The 14,585-nt window shown below is 70.3% G+C and carries 16 protein-coding genes; 10 read left to right on the forward strand and 6 right to left on the reverse strand.

Annotated features, from left to right (window positions below):
* Positions 1-323 precede the first annotated feature (323 nt).
* Positions 324-737 carry an SsgA family sporulation/cell division regulator gene (locus AB0M82_RS29605; RefSeq protein WP_364728555.1) on the forward strand — a complete coding sequence of 138 codons (414 nt, stop codon included), beginning with the start codon at positions 324-326 and terminating at the stop codon, positions 735-737.
* A gap of 14 nt (positions 738-751) precedes the next feature.
* Complete coding sequence (locus AB0M82_RS29610) at positions 752-2,131, forward strand: fatty acid--CoA ligase family protein (RefSeq protein ID WP_364728558.1); 1,380 nt, start codon at positions 752-754, stop codon at positions 2,129-2,131.
* Here the strand turns inward: AB0M82_RS29610 and ilvD are convergent.
* Positions 2,121-3,812, reverse strand: a complete 1,692-nt coding sequence (ilvD, locus tag AB0M82_RS29615) for a dihydroxy-acid dehydratase (protein ID WP_364728560.1) — start codon at positions 3,810-3,812, stop codon at positions 2,121-2,123. The two genes, AB0M82_RS29610 and ilvD, sit on opposite strands and share 11 nt — an antisense overlap.
* Positions 3,813-3,943: 131 nt before the next feature.
* Between ilvD and AB0M82_RS29620 the strand changes: the two genes are divergently transcribed.
* Both AB0M82_RS29620 and AB0M82_RS29625 read left to right on the forward strand, forming a co-directional pair.
* On the forward strand, positions 3,944-5,023 hold the full coding sequence (locus AB0M82_RS29620; protein ID WP_364728680.1) for a dihydrodipicolinate reductase: 1,080 nt from the start codon (positions 3,944-3,946) through the stop codon (positions 5,021-5,023).
* Complete coding sequence (locus AB0M82_RS29625) at positions 5,020-5,505, forward strand: carboxymuconolactone decarboxylase family protein (protein ID WP_364728562.1); 486 nt, start codon at positions 5,020-5,022, stop codon at positions 5,503-5,505. The genes AB0M82_RS29620 and AB0M82_RS29625 overlap by 4 nt, the downstream gene beginning before the upstream one ends.
* Positions 5,506-5,548: 43 nt before the next feature.
* Here the strand turns inward: AB0M82_RS29625 and AB0M82_RS29630 are convergent, their stop codons facing one another.
* Positions 5,549-7,102 carry a GMC oxidoreductase gene (locus tag AB0M82_RS29630; protein WP_364728565.1) on the reverse strand — a complete coding sequence of 518 codons (1,554 nt, stop codon included), beginning with the start codon at positions 7,100-7,102 and terminating at the stop codon, positions 5,549-5,551.
* A gap of 208 nt (positions 7,103-7,310) precedes the next feature.
* Between AB0M82_RS29630 and AB0M82_RS29635 the strand changes: the two genes are divergently transcribed.
* Complete coding sequence (locus tag AB0M82_RS29635; RefSeq protein ID WP_364728568.1) at positions 7,311-7,679, forward strand: RNA-binding S4 domain-containing protein; 369 nt, start codon at positions 7,311-7,313, stop codon at positions 7,677-7,679.
* Positions 7,680-7,692: 13 nt separating this feature from the next.
* Here the strand turns inward: AB0M82_RS29635 and AB0M82_RS29640 are convergent, their stop codons facing one another.
* Positions 7,693-8,241: a TetR/AcrR family transcriptional regulator gene (locus tag AB0M82_RS29640; protein ID WP_364728571.1), complete on the reverse strand. Its 549-nt coding sequence runs from the start codon at positions 8,239-8,241 to the stop codon at positions 7,693-7,695.
* Between the two features lie 84 nt (positions 8,242-8,325).
* Between AB0M82_RS29640 and AB0M82_RS29645 the strand changes: the two genes are divergently transcribed.
* Positions 8,326-9,042 carry an SDR family oxidoreductase gene (locus tag AB0M82_RS29645; protein ID WP_364728573.1) on the forward strand — a complete coding sequence of 239 codons (717 nt, stop codon included), beginning with the start codon at positions 8,326-8,328 and terminating at the stop codon, positions 9,040-9,042.
* 172 nt (positions 9,043-9,214) lie between these two features.
* On the forward strand, positions 9,215-9,724 hold the full coding sequence (locus AB0M82_RS29650) for a sigma-70 family RNA polymerase sigma factor (protein WP_364728576.1): 510 nt from the start codon (positions 9,215-9,217) through the stop codon (positions 9,722-9,724).
* Positions 9,725-9,726: 2 nt separating this feature from the next.
* On the opposite strand, the gene shbA is transcribed toward AB0M82_RS29650, so the two are convergent.
* Positions 9,727-10,362, reverse strand: coding sequence for an RNA polymerase sigma factor ShbA (gene shbA, locus AB0M82_RS29655; protein WP_364728683.1), 636 nt, complete (start codon positions 10,360-10,362; stop codon positions 9,727-9,729).
* A 186-nt stretch (positions 10,363-10,548) separates the two neighbouring features.
* Entirely contained in the window at positions 10,549-11,526 is a 978-nt protein-coding gene (locus AB0M82_RS29660) for a hypothetical protein (protein WP_364728579.1), read from the reverse strand.
* Between the two features lie 20 nt (positions 11,527-11,546).
* Between AB0M82_RS29660 and AB0M82_RS29665 the strand changes: the two genes are divergently transcribed.
* Entirely contained in the window at positions 11,547-11,771 is a 225-nt protein-coding gene (locus AB0M82_RS29665) for a hypothetical protein (RefSeq protein WP_364728581.1), read from the forward strand.
* Positions 11,772-11,849: 78 nt separating this feature from the next.
* Here AB0M82_RS29665 and AB0M82_RS29670 read toward each other — a convergent pair whose 3' ends face one another.
* Positions 11,850-12,494 (reverse strand): TetR/AcrR family transcriptional regulator, encoded by a 645-nt coding sequence (locus AB0M82_RS29670; protein ID WP_364728583.1) that lies wholly within the window; start codon positions 12,492-12,494, stop codon positions 11,850-11,852.
* Between the two features lie 138 nt (positions 12,495-12,632).
* On the opposite strand from AB0M82_RS29670, the gene AB0M82_RS29675 reads away from it, so the two are divergent.
* Positions 12,633-13,436 (forward strand): SDR family NAD(P)-dependent oxidoreductase, encoded by an 804-nt coding sequence (locus AB0M82_RS29675; RefSeq protein ID WP_364728586.1) that lies wholly within the window; start codon positions 12,633-12,635, stop codon positions 13,434-13,436.
* Positions 13,437-13,462: 26 nt separating this feature from the next.
* The gene (locus AB0M82_RS29680) at positions 13,463-14,584 is read left to right on the forward strand and encodes a DUF5938 domain-containing protein (protein ID WP_364728589.1); all 1,122 of its coding nucleotides are present in this window, start codon (positions 13,463-13,465) and stop codon (positions 14,582-14,584) included.
* Position 14,585: the final 1 nt, after the last annotated feature.

The following is a 14,585-nucleotide window of genomic DNA, read 5'->3' on the forward strand; positions in this document are numbered from 1 at the left end:
CGGCCTTCCGTTGACCGCTTGCGCGGCAGAGGAATCCTTACCCGGCCTTGCGCGAATGTGTCATTCGCGGCCTCCGGTGTCTCGAATGAGTCGTTCGCGACGCTGGGCGCGGCCGCCCGCACCCGCGCCGAGGCTCGGCGAAACTGCCACCGTCACTCACGGAGTGTCATCAGATTTGCCTGTTCTTCCACGTCATGGTGAATCCGCGGCTTCTTGATCACTCGACAGTGTGAAAGATTTTCGGATCGCTGGGCGTTGACCTCACAATGGGTTATCACCTGGAAGAAGCTCACCAGGCCCCACCGAACGCGAAGGTGTCCCTCATGGCCGATCCACACAGCGTGACCAGCGCCGTTATCGACTTCGCCCTACGCACCTTCTGGGCGCAGCCGCGGCCGATGCCCGCCGAGCTGGAGTACGACACCCGCGACCCCTATGCGGTGGCCGTCGTGCTGCACGCCGGCGCGAGTGACGTCCGGTGGCTGGTCGGGCGGGACCTGCTCGCCGACGGCCTGCTCGCCCCCCACGGCGAGGGCGACGTGCGGATCGCGCCCGCCGCCGATCCCGCCATGATCGTGATGGAGCTGAGCTCCCCCGACGGCGCCGCCGTGCTCGAAGCACCCGCGCAGGAGATCGCCGACTTCCTCGACCTGACCTACGACGTGATCCCGCCCGGGAGCGAGCCGGACTGGTTCGACTTCGAAGTGGAACTCGCGAAGCTTTCGTACCAGGACTGAGTACCGTCCCGCGGGTGAGCTTCTTCCTGACGACCGTCCTGGCCGCCCTCGACGACGGCGGCGACCGGCCGCTGTTCCACCAGGACGGCGTCACGACCTACCACCAGGCGCGGGATCGCCTGCGCCGGTTGCACGGTGGGCTGGGCGACGTCGAGGCCGGCGTCGTCGCGGTCGACCTGCGCAACCGGCCGGAAACGGTCCTCGTCCAGCTCGCGGCTCTCCTCCGCGGCGCGACCGTGCTCCTGGTCGCCGCCTCGGCGCCGGGACCGGACCGGCTGGCCGCGGCCGCCGCGGCGAACGTCACCACCGTCGTCACCGACCGCCCGCACGACTGGCCCGCGGGCGACGTCCGGACGCTCGACGACCTCGACGGCGAACCGGAGCCACTGAGCCTCCCCGGGTCCGTGCGCCTGCTCTTCCCCACCGGCGGCACCACGGGCGCCCCGAAACTCATCCGCCACAGCGGCATCTACGACGGCATGGCCGCCATCTTCGCCCCGTCGCCGGACGGGCCCGGGCGCACGCTGCTCGTCGCGCCGATGACGCACATGACCGGCAACGCCACCGTCCTCGGCGCCCTGCTCCGGCGCGACACCGTCGTGGTGCACGACGGCTTCGAGGCGGGCGCGGTCCTCCGCGCGATCCAGGACCACCGGATCGACACGCTCTCCCTGACCCCGCCCCGGCTCGCCGCGGTGCTCGACCACCCGGCGCTGGCGGAAACCGACGTCACCAGCGTCCGCTCGCTCTCGCTCGGCGCCGCGCCGCTGCCGCCGCACCGGCTCGCGCGGGCCCTCGACGTCTTCGGCCCGGTCGTCGGCCAGGGCTACGGCCTCACCGAGGCCCCGATGATCGCGAGCATCTCGGCCGCCGAGCTGATCGGTCACCCGGAGCGGCTCGGCTCGGTCGGCCGGATCGTGCCGGGGATGGAAGCCCGGATTGCCGATGACGGCGAGGTCGAGGTCCGCGGACTGTCCATGATGGACGGTTACCTCGGCGGGCCGGACGTCGGCCAGGGCTGGCTGCGCACCGGCGACCTCGGCCGGTTCGACGACGAGGGCTACCTCTCCCTGCTCGACCGCGCGGACGACGTCGTCGTGGTCGGCGAGCACGGCACGAAAGTCCCCTCGACCGTCGTCGAACACGCCATCGCGGCGCACCCTGCTGTCAAAAGCGCGGCCGTGTTCGGCGTCCCGGGCCTCGACGGGCAGCTGCTGCACGCCGTCGTGGTCGCCGCCGGAGCGGTGACCGCCGACGACCTGAAAGCCCACGCGCGCGAGACGTTCGGCCAGGAGCACTACGTCCCGGCGGGCGTGGACTTCATCGACGCGCTGCCGCTCACCGGGGTCGGGAAGGTCGACAAGCGGGCGCTCAAAGCCGCGTTCAGCTCGTGACGGCGCCGTAGGACGACGACCGGACCAGCTTCTGGTACTTGCCGAGCACGCCCTCGGGGAACTTGTTCGGCAGCGGTTCCCAGCCCTCGCGCCGCTTCGCCAGCTCGGCGGCGTCGACGAGCAGGTCGATGCTGCGGCCCTTGATGTCGACGGCGATCCGGTCGCCGGTGCGGACGAACGCGATCGGCCCGCCGTCCACGGCTTCGGGCGCGACGTGGCCGATGCAGAGGCCGGTGGTGCCGCCGGAGAACCGGCCGTCGGTGATCAGCAGGACGTCCCGGCCGAGGCCGGCGCCCTTGATCGCCGCGGTGATCGCGAGCATCTCGCGCATGCCCGGGCCGCCCTTCGGCCCTTCGTACCGGATGACGACGACGTCGCCCGCCTCGATGCGGCCTTCGTTCAGCGCCGCCATCGCCTCCTGCTCGCGTTCGAACACCCGCGCCGGGCCTTCGAAGCTGGCGGTGTCGAAACCCGCGGACTTCACGACCGCGCCCTCCGGGGCGAGGGACCCGCGCAGGATGGCGATGCCGCCGGTCGGGTGCAGCGGGTTGGCGAAGGGGCGCAGGACCTCGCCGTCGATCGGGTCCGGGTCCAGTTCGGCCAGGTTCTCCGCGATGGTCTTGCCGGTCACGGTGAGCGCGTCGCCGTGGATCAGGCCCTCGTCGAGCAGCGCCTTCATCAGCACCGGGATGCCGCCGTGCCGGTCGATGTCGTTCATGACGTACTTGCCGAACGGCTTCAGGTCGCCGAGGTGCGGCACGCGGTCGCCGATCCGGTTGAAGTCGTCGAGGGTGAGCTCGACCTTCGCCTCGTGCGCGATGGCGAGCAGGTGCAGCACGGCGTTGGTCGAGCCGCCGAGGGCCATCACGACGGTGATGGCGTTCTCGAAGGCCTCGATGGTCAGAATGTCGCGCGCGGTGATGCCGCGTTCGAGCAGCCCGACCACGGCTTCGCCCGAAAGGTGCGCGTAGTTGTCCCGGCGGCGGTCCGCCGACGGCGGCGCGGCCGACCCGGGCAAGCTCATCCCCATCGCCTCGGCCGCCGACGCCATCGTGTTCGCGGTGTACATGCCGCCGCAGGCGCCTTCACCCGGGCAGATCGCGCGTTCGATGCGGTCCAGGTCATCGGTCCCGAGACGGCCCGCCCGGCACGCGCCGACCGCCTCGAAGGCGTCGATGATGCTGACGTCCTTCTCGGTGCCGTCGGTGAGCTTCACCCAGCCGGGGGCGATCGTGCCCGCGTAGAGGAACACCGACGCCAGGTCGAGCCGCGCGGCCGCCATCAGCATGCCTGGCAGCGACTTGTCGCAGCCGGCCAGCAGGATCGAGCCGTCGAGCCGTTCCGCCTGCATGACCGTCTCGACCGAGTCCGCGATGACCTCGCGGGAGACGAGCGAGAAGTGCATGCCGTCGTGGCCCATCGAGATCCCGTCGGACACCGAGATCGTGCCGAACTGCAGCGGGTAGCCGCCGGCCGCGTGCACCCCCTCCTTGGACGCCTGGGCCAGCCGGTCCAGCGACAGGTTGCACGGCGTGATCTCGTTCCACGAACTGGCGACGCCGATGATCGGCTTGCGCCAGTCGCCGTCCCCCATTCCGACGGCGCGGAGCATGCCACGGGCGGGCGCGGCCTCGATCCCGTCGGTCACCGTGCGGCTGCGGGGCTTCGGGTCGATCGTCATTTCACGGGCCTCCGATGCGGCGTTCGGGCGCACTGCATGGTACCAACGAACGGGCGGTCCGCTGGCCGGAACGAATTCCTTCCCGCGCCCGCGCGGACCGGCGAAAACTCGGCGAAATGATCGCCACGGTCCTGATCAACACGGTGGTGTGGGGCACGGGCAATGTCGGCCGGGCCGCGATCCGGGCCGTCGACGCCCACCCGGCGCTGAAGCTGACCGCGGTGCTCGTCCACGATCCGGCGAAGGTCGGCAAGGACGCGGGCGAACTGGCCGGGCTCGACGTTTCGCTGGGGGTCACGGCCACCGACGACGTCGACGCCGTGCTGGCGGCGAGCCCGCGGGCCGTGGTCTACGCCGCCTCGGGCGACGTCCGGTTCGACGGCGCGCTCGCCGACGTCGTGCGGGCGGTCGGGGCGGGCGCGGTCGTCGTCACCCCGGCGCTCTACCCGCTCTACGACCAGCGGAACGCGCCGCCCGAACTGCGGGACCCGGTGCTGGCGGCGATCAAGGACGGCGGCGGCTCGCTGTTCGTCTCCGGCGTCGACCCCGGCTGGGGCAACGACGTGCTGCCGGTGCTGGTCAGCGGGCTCGGCACCACCATCGACGTCATCCGCTGCCAGGAGATCTTCGACTACTCGACCTACGAACAGCCCGACTCCGTCCGGTACCTGGTCGGGATGGGCCAGCCGATGGACTACGACCCGCCGATGCTGACGACCGGCGTGCCGACCATGGTGTGGGGCGGCCAGGTCCGGCTGATCGCGCGGGCGCTGGACGTCGAGCTCGACGAGATCCGCGAAACCCTTTCCCGGCGGCCCTTGGAAGAAACCGTGACCACCCGGACCATGGGCGAGTTCGAGGCGGGCACGCAGGGCGCGGTGCGGTTCGAGGTGCAGGGCGTCGTCGACGGCGAACCGCGGATCATCGTCGAGCACGTCACGCGCATCCACCCGTCCTGCGCGCCGGACTGGCCGACGCCGTCGAGCGGCGACGGCGCGCACCGCGTGATCATCGAAGGACGGCCCCGCATCGAGGTCACGGTCGAGGCGAGCGACGAGGGCGAAAACCGGTCGGCGGGCGGCAACGCCACCGCCGTCGGACGGCTCGTCGGCGCGATCGACTGGCTGGCCGGAGCGGACCCCGGCCTGTACGACGCGCTCGACGTCCCGCTGCGCCCGGCAGCGGGCAAGCTCGGAAGGAGGCGTCCGTGAACATCGACATTCCCGAGGGCAAGGACCCGATCGGGTACGTCTGGGGCGAGATGGTGCCCGGCATCGGGATCGCCGCCTCGAAGTTCTCGCTGGCGGTGTACGCGCACACGACGTTGGGGCTGCGGGAGTTCGAGGCCGCGCGGCTGCGGATCGCGCAGATCAACGGCTGCGTCTTCTGCCTCGACTGGCGCACCGAGCGCGACGGGCAGAAGGTCGAGACGGAGTTCGCGGACGCCGTGCTCGAGTGGCGCACCACCGACCGCTTCGACGACCGGACGCGGCTCGCGGCCGAGTACGCCGAGCGGTACACCCTCGACCACCACAACCTCGACGACGAGTTCTGGAAGCGGATGTCCGCGCACTACACGCAGCAGGAGATCGTCGAGCTGAGCATGAGCCTCGGCGCGTGGCTGGCGTTCGGACGGCTCAACCACGTCCTCGGCCTCGACACCGTCTGCGTCCTGCCGTCCCACCGGTCGTGAGTGAGAAACCCTGTTTCTCACTCACGACGAGCCGTGGCAGACCTCAGAAGTCCGTGGCGATGATCTTCTCGATGTTCCGTTCCGCCAGCGCGGTGATGGTGACGAACGGGTTGACGCTGGTGTTGCCCGGGATCAGCGAACCGTCGATCGCGTACAGGCCCGGGTATCCGGCGAGCCTGCCGTAGTTGTCGGTCGCCTTGCCGAGCACCGCGCCGCCGAGCGGGTGGTAGGTGAGATGGTCGCCCCAGGTCTTGTACGTCCCGAAGAGGTCGGTCCGGTAGATCGTGCCCTCCGTCGAGTTGATCTTGTCGAAGATGGTCTTCGCCATGTCGATGCCCGGCTGTTTCCACGCCATCTGCCAGTTCAGCTCCACCGCGCGCGTCGTGGGGTTCCAGGCGAACTGCGCGCGGTTCGGGTTCTTCGTGATCGAGAGGTAGAACGACGCCCACGTTTCGATCCCGGTCGGCAGCGGCGCGACTTCGGCGAACGCGCCGCCCGCGGCCCAGTTGTCGATGCCACCGCACGGGATGGTCGACTGGGATGCCCCGGTCGGGTCCCAGATCTGGTTGGCCCGCCCGACCATCACGTTCCCGTTGTCGCCCCAGCCCTTCCCGACTTCGCCGTTCAGGTTCGGCAGCGCGCCGGTCGCCTTCAGCTTCACCAGCAGCTTGCTCGTGCCGACGCTGCCCGCGGCGAAGAACACCTTGCCCGCCGTGACAGTCTTGATCGCGGACACCGCGCCCGCGGTGGTGAGCTGCTCGATCGTCACCGTGTAGCCGCCGCCGGACGCCGGCAGCACCTGCGTCACGCGGTGCAGCGGCGAGATGGTGACCCGGCCGGTCGCGGCGATTTTCGGCAGGTAAGTCTGCTGCAGCGACTTCTTGCCGTAGTTGTTGCCGAACAGGATCTCCCCGGCCAGCGCCGACTTCGTAGCGGTGCCCGCCGCCTCCCGTTCCATGTAGTCCCAGTCGTACACGTCCGGCACGAACACGAACGGGAAACCGGACCGCTGGGCCTGTTTCCGGCCGACGCGGGCGAACTGGTACCAGTCGGTGGACTCGAACCAGGCCGGACGGATACTGGCGACCCCGAGCCCGGCGTTGGCGCGCGGGTAGTAGACGTTGTACATCTCGTCGGCGTCGACCGTGGGAAGGATCGCGCCGAAGTTCTCCCGCTTCGGCGTGACGGCCATACCGCCGTTGACGAGCGAGCCGCCGCCGACGCCGCGGCCCTGGTACACGGTGATCCCGCTGAACTCCTCGGCGTCGAGGACGCCCGTGTAGCGCGGGATGTCCTTGTCGATCGGGAACCCGAGGAAGTTGGACAGCGGCTGTTTCGTCCTGGTGCGCAACCAGAACGACCGTTGGTCCGGATTGGGCGTGGTACAGAAGATCTTGCCGTCCGCACCCGGAGTGTCCCAGGCCATGCCCATCTCGATCATCTGCACGTCGACGCCGGCCTGGGCGAGCCGGAGCGCGGCGACCGAGCCGCCGTAGCCCGACCCGATCACCAGCGCCGACACGCGGGCTCCGTCGGCGACCGCGGCCGGCTGCGACGGTGCAGCCGTGGCTCGGCCGGCCAAGGCGGCACCGGCCAAGATAGAACCAGTTCCAGTGATGAAGAGGCGACGGGAAACAGCGCCAGAAGTTGTTCGCCACACGGGTTCGTCACTCATGTGTTATTCCTCACCGTTGAGGTATTTAGAACAAGTTATAGTACGGAGGTACAGACAAGTCGACATATACCCACGAGTAACCTGACGGCGTGGTGCGGCTGTGCCGCTGAATGGGCCATGATGAACGACTGTGGAGTCGACCCGAGTGGACCGCTGGCTCTGGGCGGTCCGGCTGACGAAGACCCGCCCGGACGCCGCGGCGGCGTGCCGGGGTGGGCACGTGCGCGTCAACGACAAGCCCGCCAAGCCGGCGACGACCGTGGTGCCGGGTGACGAAGTGCGCCTGCGCATCGCCGGGACGACCCGAATCCTCGACGTGGTACGGGTGATCCAGAAACGCGTCGGCGCGGCGGACGCGGCGACGTGCTTCATCGACCGGACCCCGAAACCACCCCCGGAAACGGCCATCCCGGTCGCCCGCCGCGACCGTGGCGCGGGCCGGCCGACCAAAAGGGAGCGTCGCGTGCTGGACGCGTTCCGCTCTCAGGAGCAGCCCTGAGCCAGGCGGCGCTTCAGGACCGCGGCTTGAGGCCGTCCATCACCAGGGTCAGCAGGTGCCGCGTGCGCGCCTCCCGGTCCACCCCGAAGTCGGCCCGCCACAGAAAACCCACCAGTTGCAGCACGTCCTCGGCGTCGACGTCCGGCCGCACCGACCCCGCCCGCTTCCCCGCGTCCAGCAACGTCGTGATCGCCGCGCACACCGGCTCGTAGAACTCGCCGGAAAGATCGGCACGCGTCGCGGCTTCGACAGCCTCGCCGACGCCGTGCTTGATCCGGCCGTACGCCGCCAGCCGCTCGAACCACCGCCGCAGCGCCTCGGCCGGCGGGTGCTCGGCGAGCAGTGACGGCGCCGCGTCGATCAGTTCGCCGACGTCGTGGCGGTACACCGCGAGCAGCAGCGCTTCCCGGCTCGGGAAGTGCCGGTACAGCGTGCCCTGCCCCACCCCGGCCGCTTTCGCGATCGACTGCAGTGAAGCCGCACTCGACGCCTTGAGTGCCGTGCGCGCGACCTCGAGGATTCGCTCCCGGTTCTGTTCGGCATCCGCTCGCATCGGCGTCATCAGCCCACCCTAGCCAACCGGACAGCTGTCCGCTACCGTCGGAGAAGCAAAACGGACACATGTCCACTTATCCGAGGAGTTTCCATGATCGAGAACAAGGTCGTCGTGATCACCGGCGCCGGCAGCGGGATCGGCGCGGCGACCGCGACGCTGCTGGCCGAGCGCGGCGCGAAGGTCGTGCTGGGCGCGCGGAGCAAGGATCGCCTGGACGCGCTGGCCGCGAAGATCGGCGCCACGAGCCTGCCGACGGACGTCCGCAAGGCCGGCGATGTCGCGAACCTCGTCCGGCTGGCCCGCGAGCGGCACGGCAGACTGGACGTCTTCGTCGGCAACGCCGGCGTCGGGCCGATCTCGCCGCTCGACGCCCTGCGGGTCGACGACTGGGACACGATGATCGACGTCAACATCAAGGGCGTGCTGCACGGCATCGCGGCCGCCCTGCCGGTGTTCCGCGAGCAGGGCTTCGGCCAGTTCGTGCACACGGCGTCGACCGCGGCGTACCGCACGGTGCCGGCGATGGCCGTGTACGCGGCCACGAAGACGGCGGTCCGCACGATCTCCGAAGGCCTGCGCCAGGAGGCGGGCAAGGACCTGCGCGTCTCGGTGGTCTCCCCCGGCATCGTCTACACCGGGTTCATCGACGGCATCCCGGACCCGGCCGTGCGGGCCGGGCTCACCGAAACCCGCGACGCCGTCGCCATCCCGCCGGAGGCGATCGCCCGGGCCATCGCGTTCGCCATCGAGCAGCCGGCCGACGTCGACGTGAACGAGATCGTCGTCCGGCCGACCGCGCAGGCGTGAGCGCCGGAGCTGAAGGTCATCTCGCGAGATGACCTAGGGATCGTCACCCCGGCCACCGGTTCTCCGGAAATAGCCGGGAATCCGTGACACGCGGGTCGACGCGCGCGGAAATTGGGTAGTCCCCCGTGCCGGTGCGGGACAGCCGTGGCCGGCGGAGCACGGAGAGGACGACATGACGACCAGCACTGTTCAGGACATGGGGGCCCCGGACCGGTTGCTGGCCGCGGCGCGGCCGCTCGTCGTGCGGTACTGCCGTGCCCGGCTCGGCGCGGACTGGGCCGACGACGTCGCGCAGGACGTCTGCCTCGCGCTGCTCAAGGCGCTGCCCGGGCGGCCGCCGGAGCGGTCGTTCCCGAACTTCGTCTGCGGCATCGCGCGGTACAAGGTCGCGGCCGCCCGCAAGGCCGCCGCGCGGCAGTGGGACGAGCCGGTGGCCGAGCTGCCGGACGAGGTCGACCCCTCGATGGACCCCGAGCACCACGCGCTGCGGCGCGAGCTGGGCGAACGCATGGCGAAGCTGCTCCAGGTGCTGCCGGAGAAGCAGCGGGAGATCGTGGTGCTGCGCGTGGCCGTCGGCCTCACCGCGGAGGAGACCGCGGCGGCGGTCGGGTCGACGCCGGGCGCGGTCCGCGTCGCCCAGCACCGGGCACTGAGTCAGCTGCGCAAAGTCGTGACGGGCTGAGCTCAGAGCTCACGGTCGCCGATCATGCCGCGCAGCTTCCCGAGCGCACGGTACTGCGTGATGCGGACGTTCCCGGGAGAGATGCCCAGCGCCTCCGCCGTCTCGATCGCCGACAGGCCGACCACGATCCGCAGCGTCAGGATCTCCTGGTGGAGCCGCGGCAGCGACGCCAGCAGCCGGCCCAGCCGGGCGCCGAGGTCCAGCTCCAGCACGCGGTTCTCCGGCTCGTTGCCGCCCAGCGGCCGGTCCGGCAGCTCCGGCACCGGCTTCGACCGGTCCCGCGCCACCGAGCGGAAGGCGTCGGCGACCTTGTTCGCCGCGATGGCGCGCACGAGGTACAGGAACGAGCCACCGCGGTCCTGGTAGTTCGGCAGCACCTTCAGCACGGCCAGGCACACCTCCTGCGCGACGTCGTCGGCCGAAAGGTAGGAGAGGTCGCGGCCGCCCATCCGGGCGCGGCAGTAGCGAACGACCGCCGGCTTGACGAGCCGCAGCAGGGCGTGGACGGCGTCCGGGTCGCCGGTGCGCGCCGCCGCCACCACCGGGTCGAGCCGCTCCTTCGTCAGGACGCCGTCCGGGCGCGGCGACTCCTCGAGCACGACATAACCGTCGACCGGTGTCGCCGCCTCCGAGATCATGGTTTCCACGGCCCCTCCTCGTGTCCGCCACCGGAGCGTCCGTCCACTGTGGAGCACAATGGCACCTGGACGGTTTCGGTCCGACATCCGGAGTAATCGAGGCGCTGACCAGCAATGTTGCAGCCCCGCGGGAGTTGTCCAGATATTGTCCGTTAACCGCCGGATTCCGGGCGGATCCCGGACAGTTCAGCGCCAGCGGATCCCGTACGCGAAGCCGGGCGCGAGGTGCCGGAACCGGACGTGCACCTCACCGGCGTCGTCGGTCCGCAGCACGGCGCCGTGCGGCGGCCGGTCGCGCCGGTCGTCCCGCAAGGCTTTTTCGAGCCGCACGATCCGGTCCGGCACCTTCTCACCGAACCGGACGTGCAGATCGAAGAGATCGCACGGGTGCCGCGGCACGCAGACGTAACGCTGTTCTCGTATGTTCGCCCGGAATCGCAACCCGATCTCGTGCCGGTCGCCGCGCCGCAACGGCTCCGGCAGCCGCAACGACAACCCGATCCGGTCACTCGACTCCATGACCCGGCGAGTGAGCACACCACCGTGGAACACGTCCACGTCGAGATCCGATTCGCGCACCGATTCGCCTGATTCGGCGCCGACGGGCAGTGACAATGCCAGGTCCAGCCGGTCGATTTCGTCGATGTCGGCGATCACCCGGCGGAATTCGAACGCCTCCGCCACCGGCTGGTCGAGTGCCAACGTGACGCGCAGTTCTTCGGTGTGCCAGCTGCGGCTCGGATAGCGCGGCCCCTGCTCCGGTCCGGCCGGCGCGACGGCCAGTGCGGCGACCTGCTGGATTCCCTCGTCGATCCGACGGCGCACGGTCCGGTCGTCGCGGTCCAGCGTGATCGCCGCCCAGTGCACCCGTTCCTGGTAGAACGGTTTGCGCGCCCGCTCGTCCAGTGCGAACGCGGCGAGCAGGGCGATCTTCAGATCGTCCGGCAACGACTCGACCAGTGGCCGCAATCGGTCGGTGAGCTTACGCCGCATCGACACGGTGTCGTCATCTTCCAGAATGCCGCATGTGCTGCGCAATGCGGGCCCGACCCGATCCGCGAGCGGTGTCGTGAAAATTGCCCTCCCTTTGCGCAGGACCTTCAGCTCCCCGACCACGTCCGCCGCACTGAGGCCCATAGTTCCTCCCCTCGCCCTCCCACGCACGGGGATCAATATTCGTCAGCGTGAGCGCCGATGTCCAGTCGATCACCGTGCGGCAAACGGATCGTTATCCCGTGGTTTCCTTTCCCGCCGCCACGGGAAACGGGAAACCCCTTGCCGCGCCGTTCCCGGCGGCCGCATTCTCGGTGTGCCGCAGCGATTCCGCGGCGAAAACCCACCGGACCACGGCGTGTTCCCCTGGCGGCCGCGCCGTCCGCACGCGCTCTGCGTCGAAGGAGTCGAAATGAAGGTCATCTGTTCGTTTTCACCGCTGGAAACTCCGCACCGGCCGAGCCGCGCACACCGCCACCGGGTGATCGTGGCGGCTAGCCGGCCGCCACGACGCGCGCCAGCACGGCCGGGACGTTCCGTTCGAGCTCGGCCGCGGCCTCCTCGGCGCCCGCCAGGTGCCGGAGCAGGGCCTGCTGGAACAGGCCGTCGAACAGCGCGTACGCGACCGGCCGCGGCACGTCCACCGGCGCCGCCGCGAGTTCCGCGTAGCGCGCCACGACATGCCAGATCATCTCTTCACGGCGCCGGTCGATCTCCAGGACGTCGGCGCGGAACGACTCCTCGAACAGGCTCTGGTTGCGCAGGTCGTACCAGAGCCGGTGCATCTTCGCGTCCGCGCGCAGCGTCGCGGCCATCGCCGCGGCGAAGTCCCGTTCCAGCTCCTCCGCCGTCCGCGCCCGGGCGACGATCTCGTCGTACCGGGTGACGCAGACCTCCTCGAACTGCCGCACGCAGTGGGTCAGCAGGTCGACCTTGTCGGCGAAGTAGTAGTGCAGCACGCCGTGCGAGAACTCCGAGTTCTGCGCGATCTCCCGCAGGCTGGTGCGCGCGTAGCCGAGCTCGGCCAGCGTCCGCAGCGCGGATTCGGCCAGCTGCGCCCGCCGCTGTTCGAACTTGTCGATCTGGCGGCGCGAGATCCGGTCCCGGGTCCGCTCCTTCGCCTCTGTCACCTGCACCATCCGTCACTTCGTCGGTTGCCGGGTCCAGTCTATCGGGCACTTGACCAATTTTTCCTTGACGAGTGTCCAGGAAACTCTTGACGACTGTCCAGAGTTGGCTGATGCTGTGGCCCCAGCCGTCTCAAGGAGGAGATGTCCATGGGTGGATACGACCTGTCCGGGCGCGCCGCGCTGGTCACCGGCGGAGCACGCGGCCTCGGCGCCGGCATGGCCGAAGCGCTGGCCAAGGCCGGCGCCGCGGTGGTGATCGCCGACATCCGGGAGGACCTGGGCCGCGAGACCGCCGACGCGCTCAAGCAGACCGGCGCGACCGCCGCGTTCGTCCAGCTCGACGTCACCGACGACGCCGGCTGGGAACAGGCCGTCACCGCCACGATCGCCGAGCTCGGCGGCCTGGACATCGTGGTCAACAACGCCGGCGTCGAGATCTCCGGCCTGGTCGCCGACCTGGAGCCGGCGGACGTCCGCCGGATGCTCGACGTCAACGTCCTGGGCACCGCGCTCGGCATCAAGCACGCGTTCCGGGCCATGCGCCCGGGCGGGCCGGCGGGCCGCGGCGGCGCCGTCGTCAACATCGCGTCGGTCGCCGCGACCATCGCCTTCCCCGGCATCGCCGGCTACTCCGCGACCAAGTCGGCGGTCGACCGGCTGACCCGCGTGGCCGCGATGGAGGCCGGGAAGCTCGGCTACGGCGTGCGCGTGAACTGCGTCTACCCCGGCCTGGTCCCCACCGAGATGGGCAACCAGCTCGCCACCGACGTCGTCCGGCTCGGCCTCTTCCCCAGCGTCGAGGACGCCATCGGCGCGGTGGTCGGGCAGACCCCGGCCGGCCGCCTCGGCGAGGTCACCGACATGGCCGACGCCGTCGTCTTCCTGGCTTCCGACGCCGCCCGCTTCGTCACCGGCGCCGGCCTGCCGGTCGACGGCGGCATGGGCATGTGACCCTCCCCCACCGAAAGGCGTTCACCATGACCAAGCCCGTCGTCGTCTACGGCGCGTCCGGCTACACCGGCCGCCTGATCTGCGAATACCTCCGCGAATACCACGTCCCGTTCACCGCCGCCGGCCGCGACAAGGCCCGCGTCCAGGCCGCCCTCGACCAGATTCCCGGCCTGGAGACGGTCGACCACGAAGTCGTCGAAGTCGGCCACGAGGTCGAGTCGCTGGCCGAGCTGTTCGACGGCGCGAGCGTCGTCTGCAACACCGTCGGGCCGTTCAGCGAGTACGGCCACGAAGTCGTCGAAGCGTGCCTCCGCAGCGGCACGCACTACCTCGACACGACCGGCGAGCAGGACTGGCTGATCACCTGCGACGAAACCTACGGCGCGCGGATGGCCGAGCGGGGCCTGCTGCTCTCGCCCGGCATCGCGCAGATGTACACCACCGGCGAGATCGCCGCGAACCTCTGCCTCGAGACCCCCGGACTGGACACTTTGGACATCCTGGTGTTCTGGAAGGGGTATCCCACCGTCGCTTCCACGCAGACCATCCTGGTGAACGCCGCGCTGTCGAAGGCGTTCTACCTGGAGCAGGACAGGTATCTGGAGTGGCCGGCCGACGGCGGCCTGCACGACGTCGCCGTGCCGGGGCAGCACGAAATCGGGCTCGCCCTGCCCTGGGGCGGCACGTCGCACCCGGTCTGGTTCAAGCGCGACCCGCGCGTGGCGAACGTCAAGGCGCTCGGCGGCGTCTTCGACCGTTCCTTGATGCAGGGCGTGCCGCTGATCGTGAAGGCGGTGCTCGAACAGGTCGCCGGCCTGCCGGACGCCGAGAAGCTCAAGGTGCTGCACGAGCAGGCCGCGGCGGTGCGCGACGAGATGCCGCCGCGGGAGAACCAGCGCGTCAACACGTCCATGGACTCGGTGCACGCCTCCGGCCCGGCCGGGCGCGCCCACTGCGTCATCCACGGCACCTGCAACTACAAGCAGACGGGCCTGCTGCAGGCGTACGCGGCGTATTCGCTGCTGCTGCAACCGCCGCGACGCGCCGGGTTCGCGTCGGCGTGCCAGGCGTTCGGGCACCGGGAACTGCTGGGCGTGCTGCGGAACTTCGGCCTGGTGTCGTCGCCGGTCCTGACCGTCCACGGCTGAC

This window comes from Amycolatopsis sp. NPDC051128 (assembly GCF_040682715.1).
Lineage (GTDB): Bacteria > Actinomycetota > Actinomycetes > Mycobacteriales > Pseudonocardiaceae > Amycolatopsis.

Bases quoted from the DNA above. Each gene is read 5' to 3' on its own strand.
- AB0M82_RS29680 (WP_364728589.1), top strand. From the start codon at position 13,463: ATGACCAAGCCCGTCGTCGTCTACGGCGCGTCCGGCTACACCGGCCGC.
- ilvD (WP_364728560.1), bottom strand. From the start codon at position 3,812: ATGACGATCGACCCGAAGCCCCGCAGCCGCACGGTGACCGACGGGATC.
- AB0M82_RS29675 (WP_364728586.1), top strand. From the start codon at position 12,633: ATGGGTGGATACGACCTGTCCGGGCGCGCCGCGCTGGTCACCGGCGGA.
- AB0M82_RS29605 (WP_364728555.1), top strand. From the start codon at position 324: ATGGCCGATCCACACAGCGTGACCAGCGCCGTTATCGACTTCGCCCTA.
- AB0M82_RS29670 (WP_364728583.1), bottom strand. From the start codon at position 12,494: ATGGTGCAGGTGACAGAGGCGAAGGAGCGGACCCGGGACCGGATCTCG.
- AB0M82_RS29640 (WP_364728571.1), bottom strand. From the start codon at position 8,241: ATGACGCCGATGCGAGCGGATGCCGAACAGAACCGGGAGCGAATCCTC.
- AB0M82_RS29645 (WP_364728573.1), top strand. From the start codon at position 8,326: ATGATCGAGAACAAGGTCGTCGTGATCACCGGCGCCGGCAGCGGGATC.
- AB0M82_RS29650 (WP_364728576.1), top strand. From the start codon at position 9,215: ATGACGACCAGCACTGTTCAGGACATGGGGGCCCCGGACCGGTTGCTG.
- shbA (WP_364728683.1), bottom strand. From the start codon at position 10,362: ATGATCTCGGAGGCGGCGACACCGGTCGACGGTTATGTCGTGCTCGAG.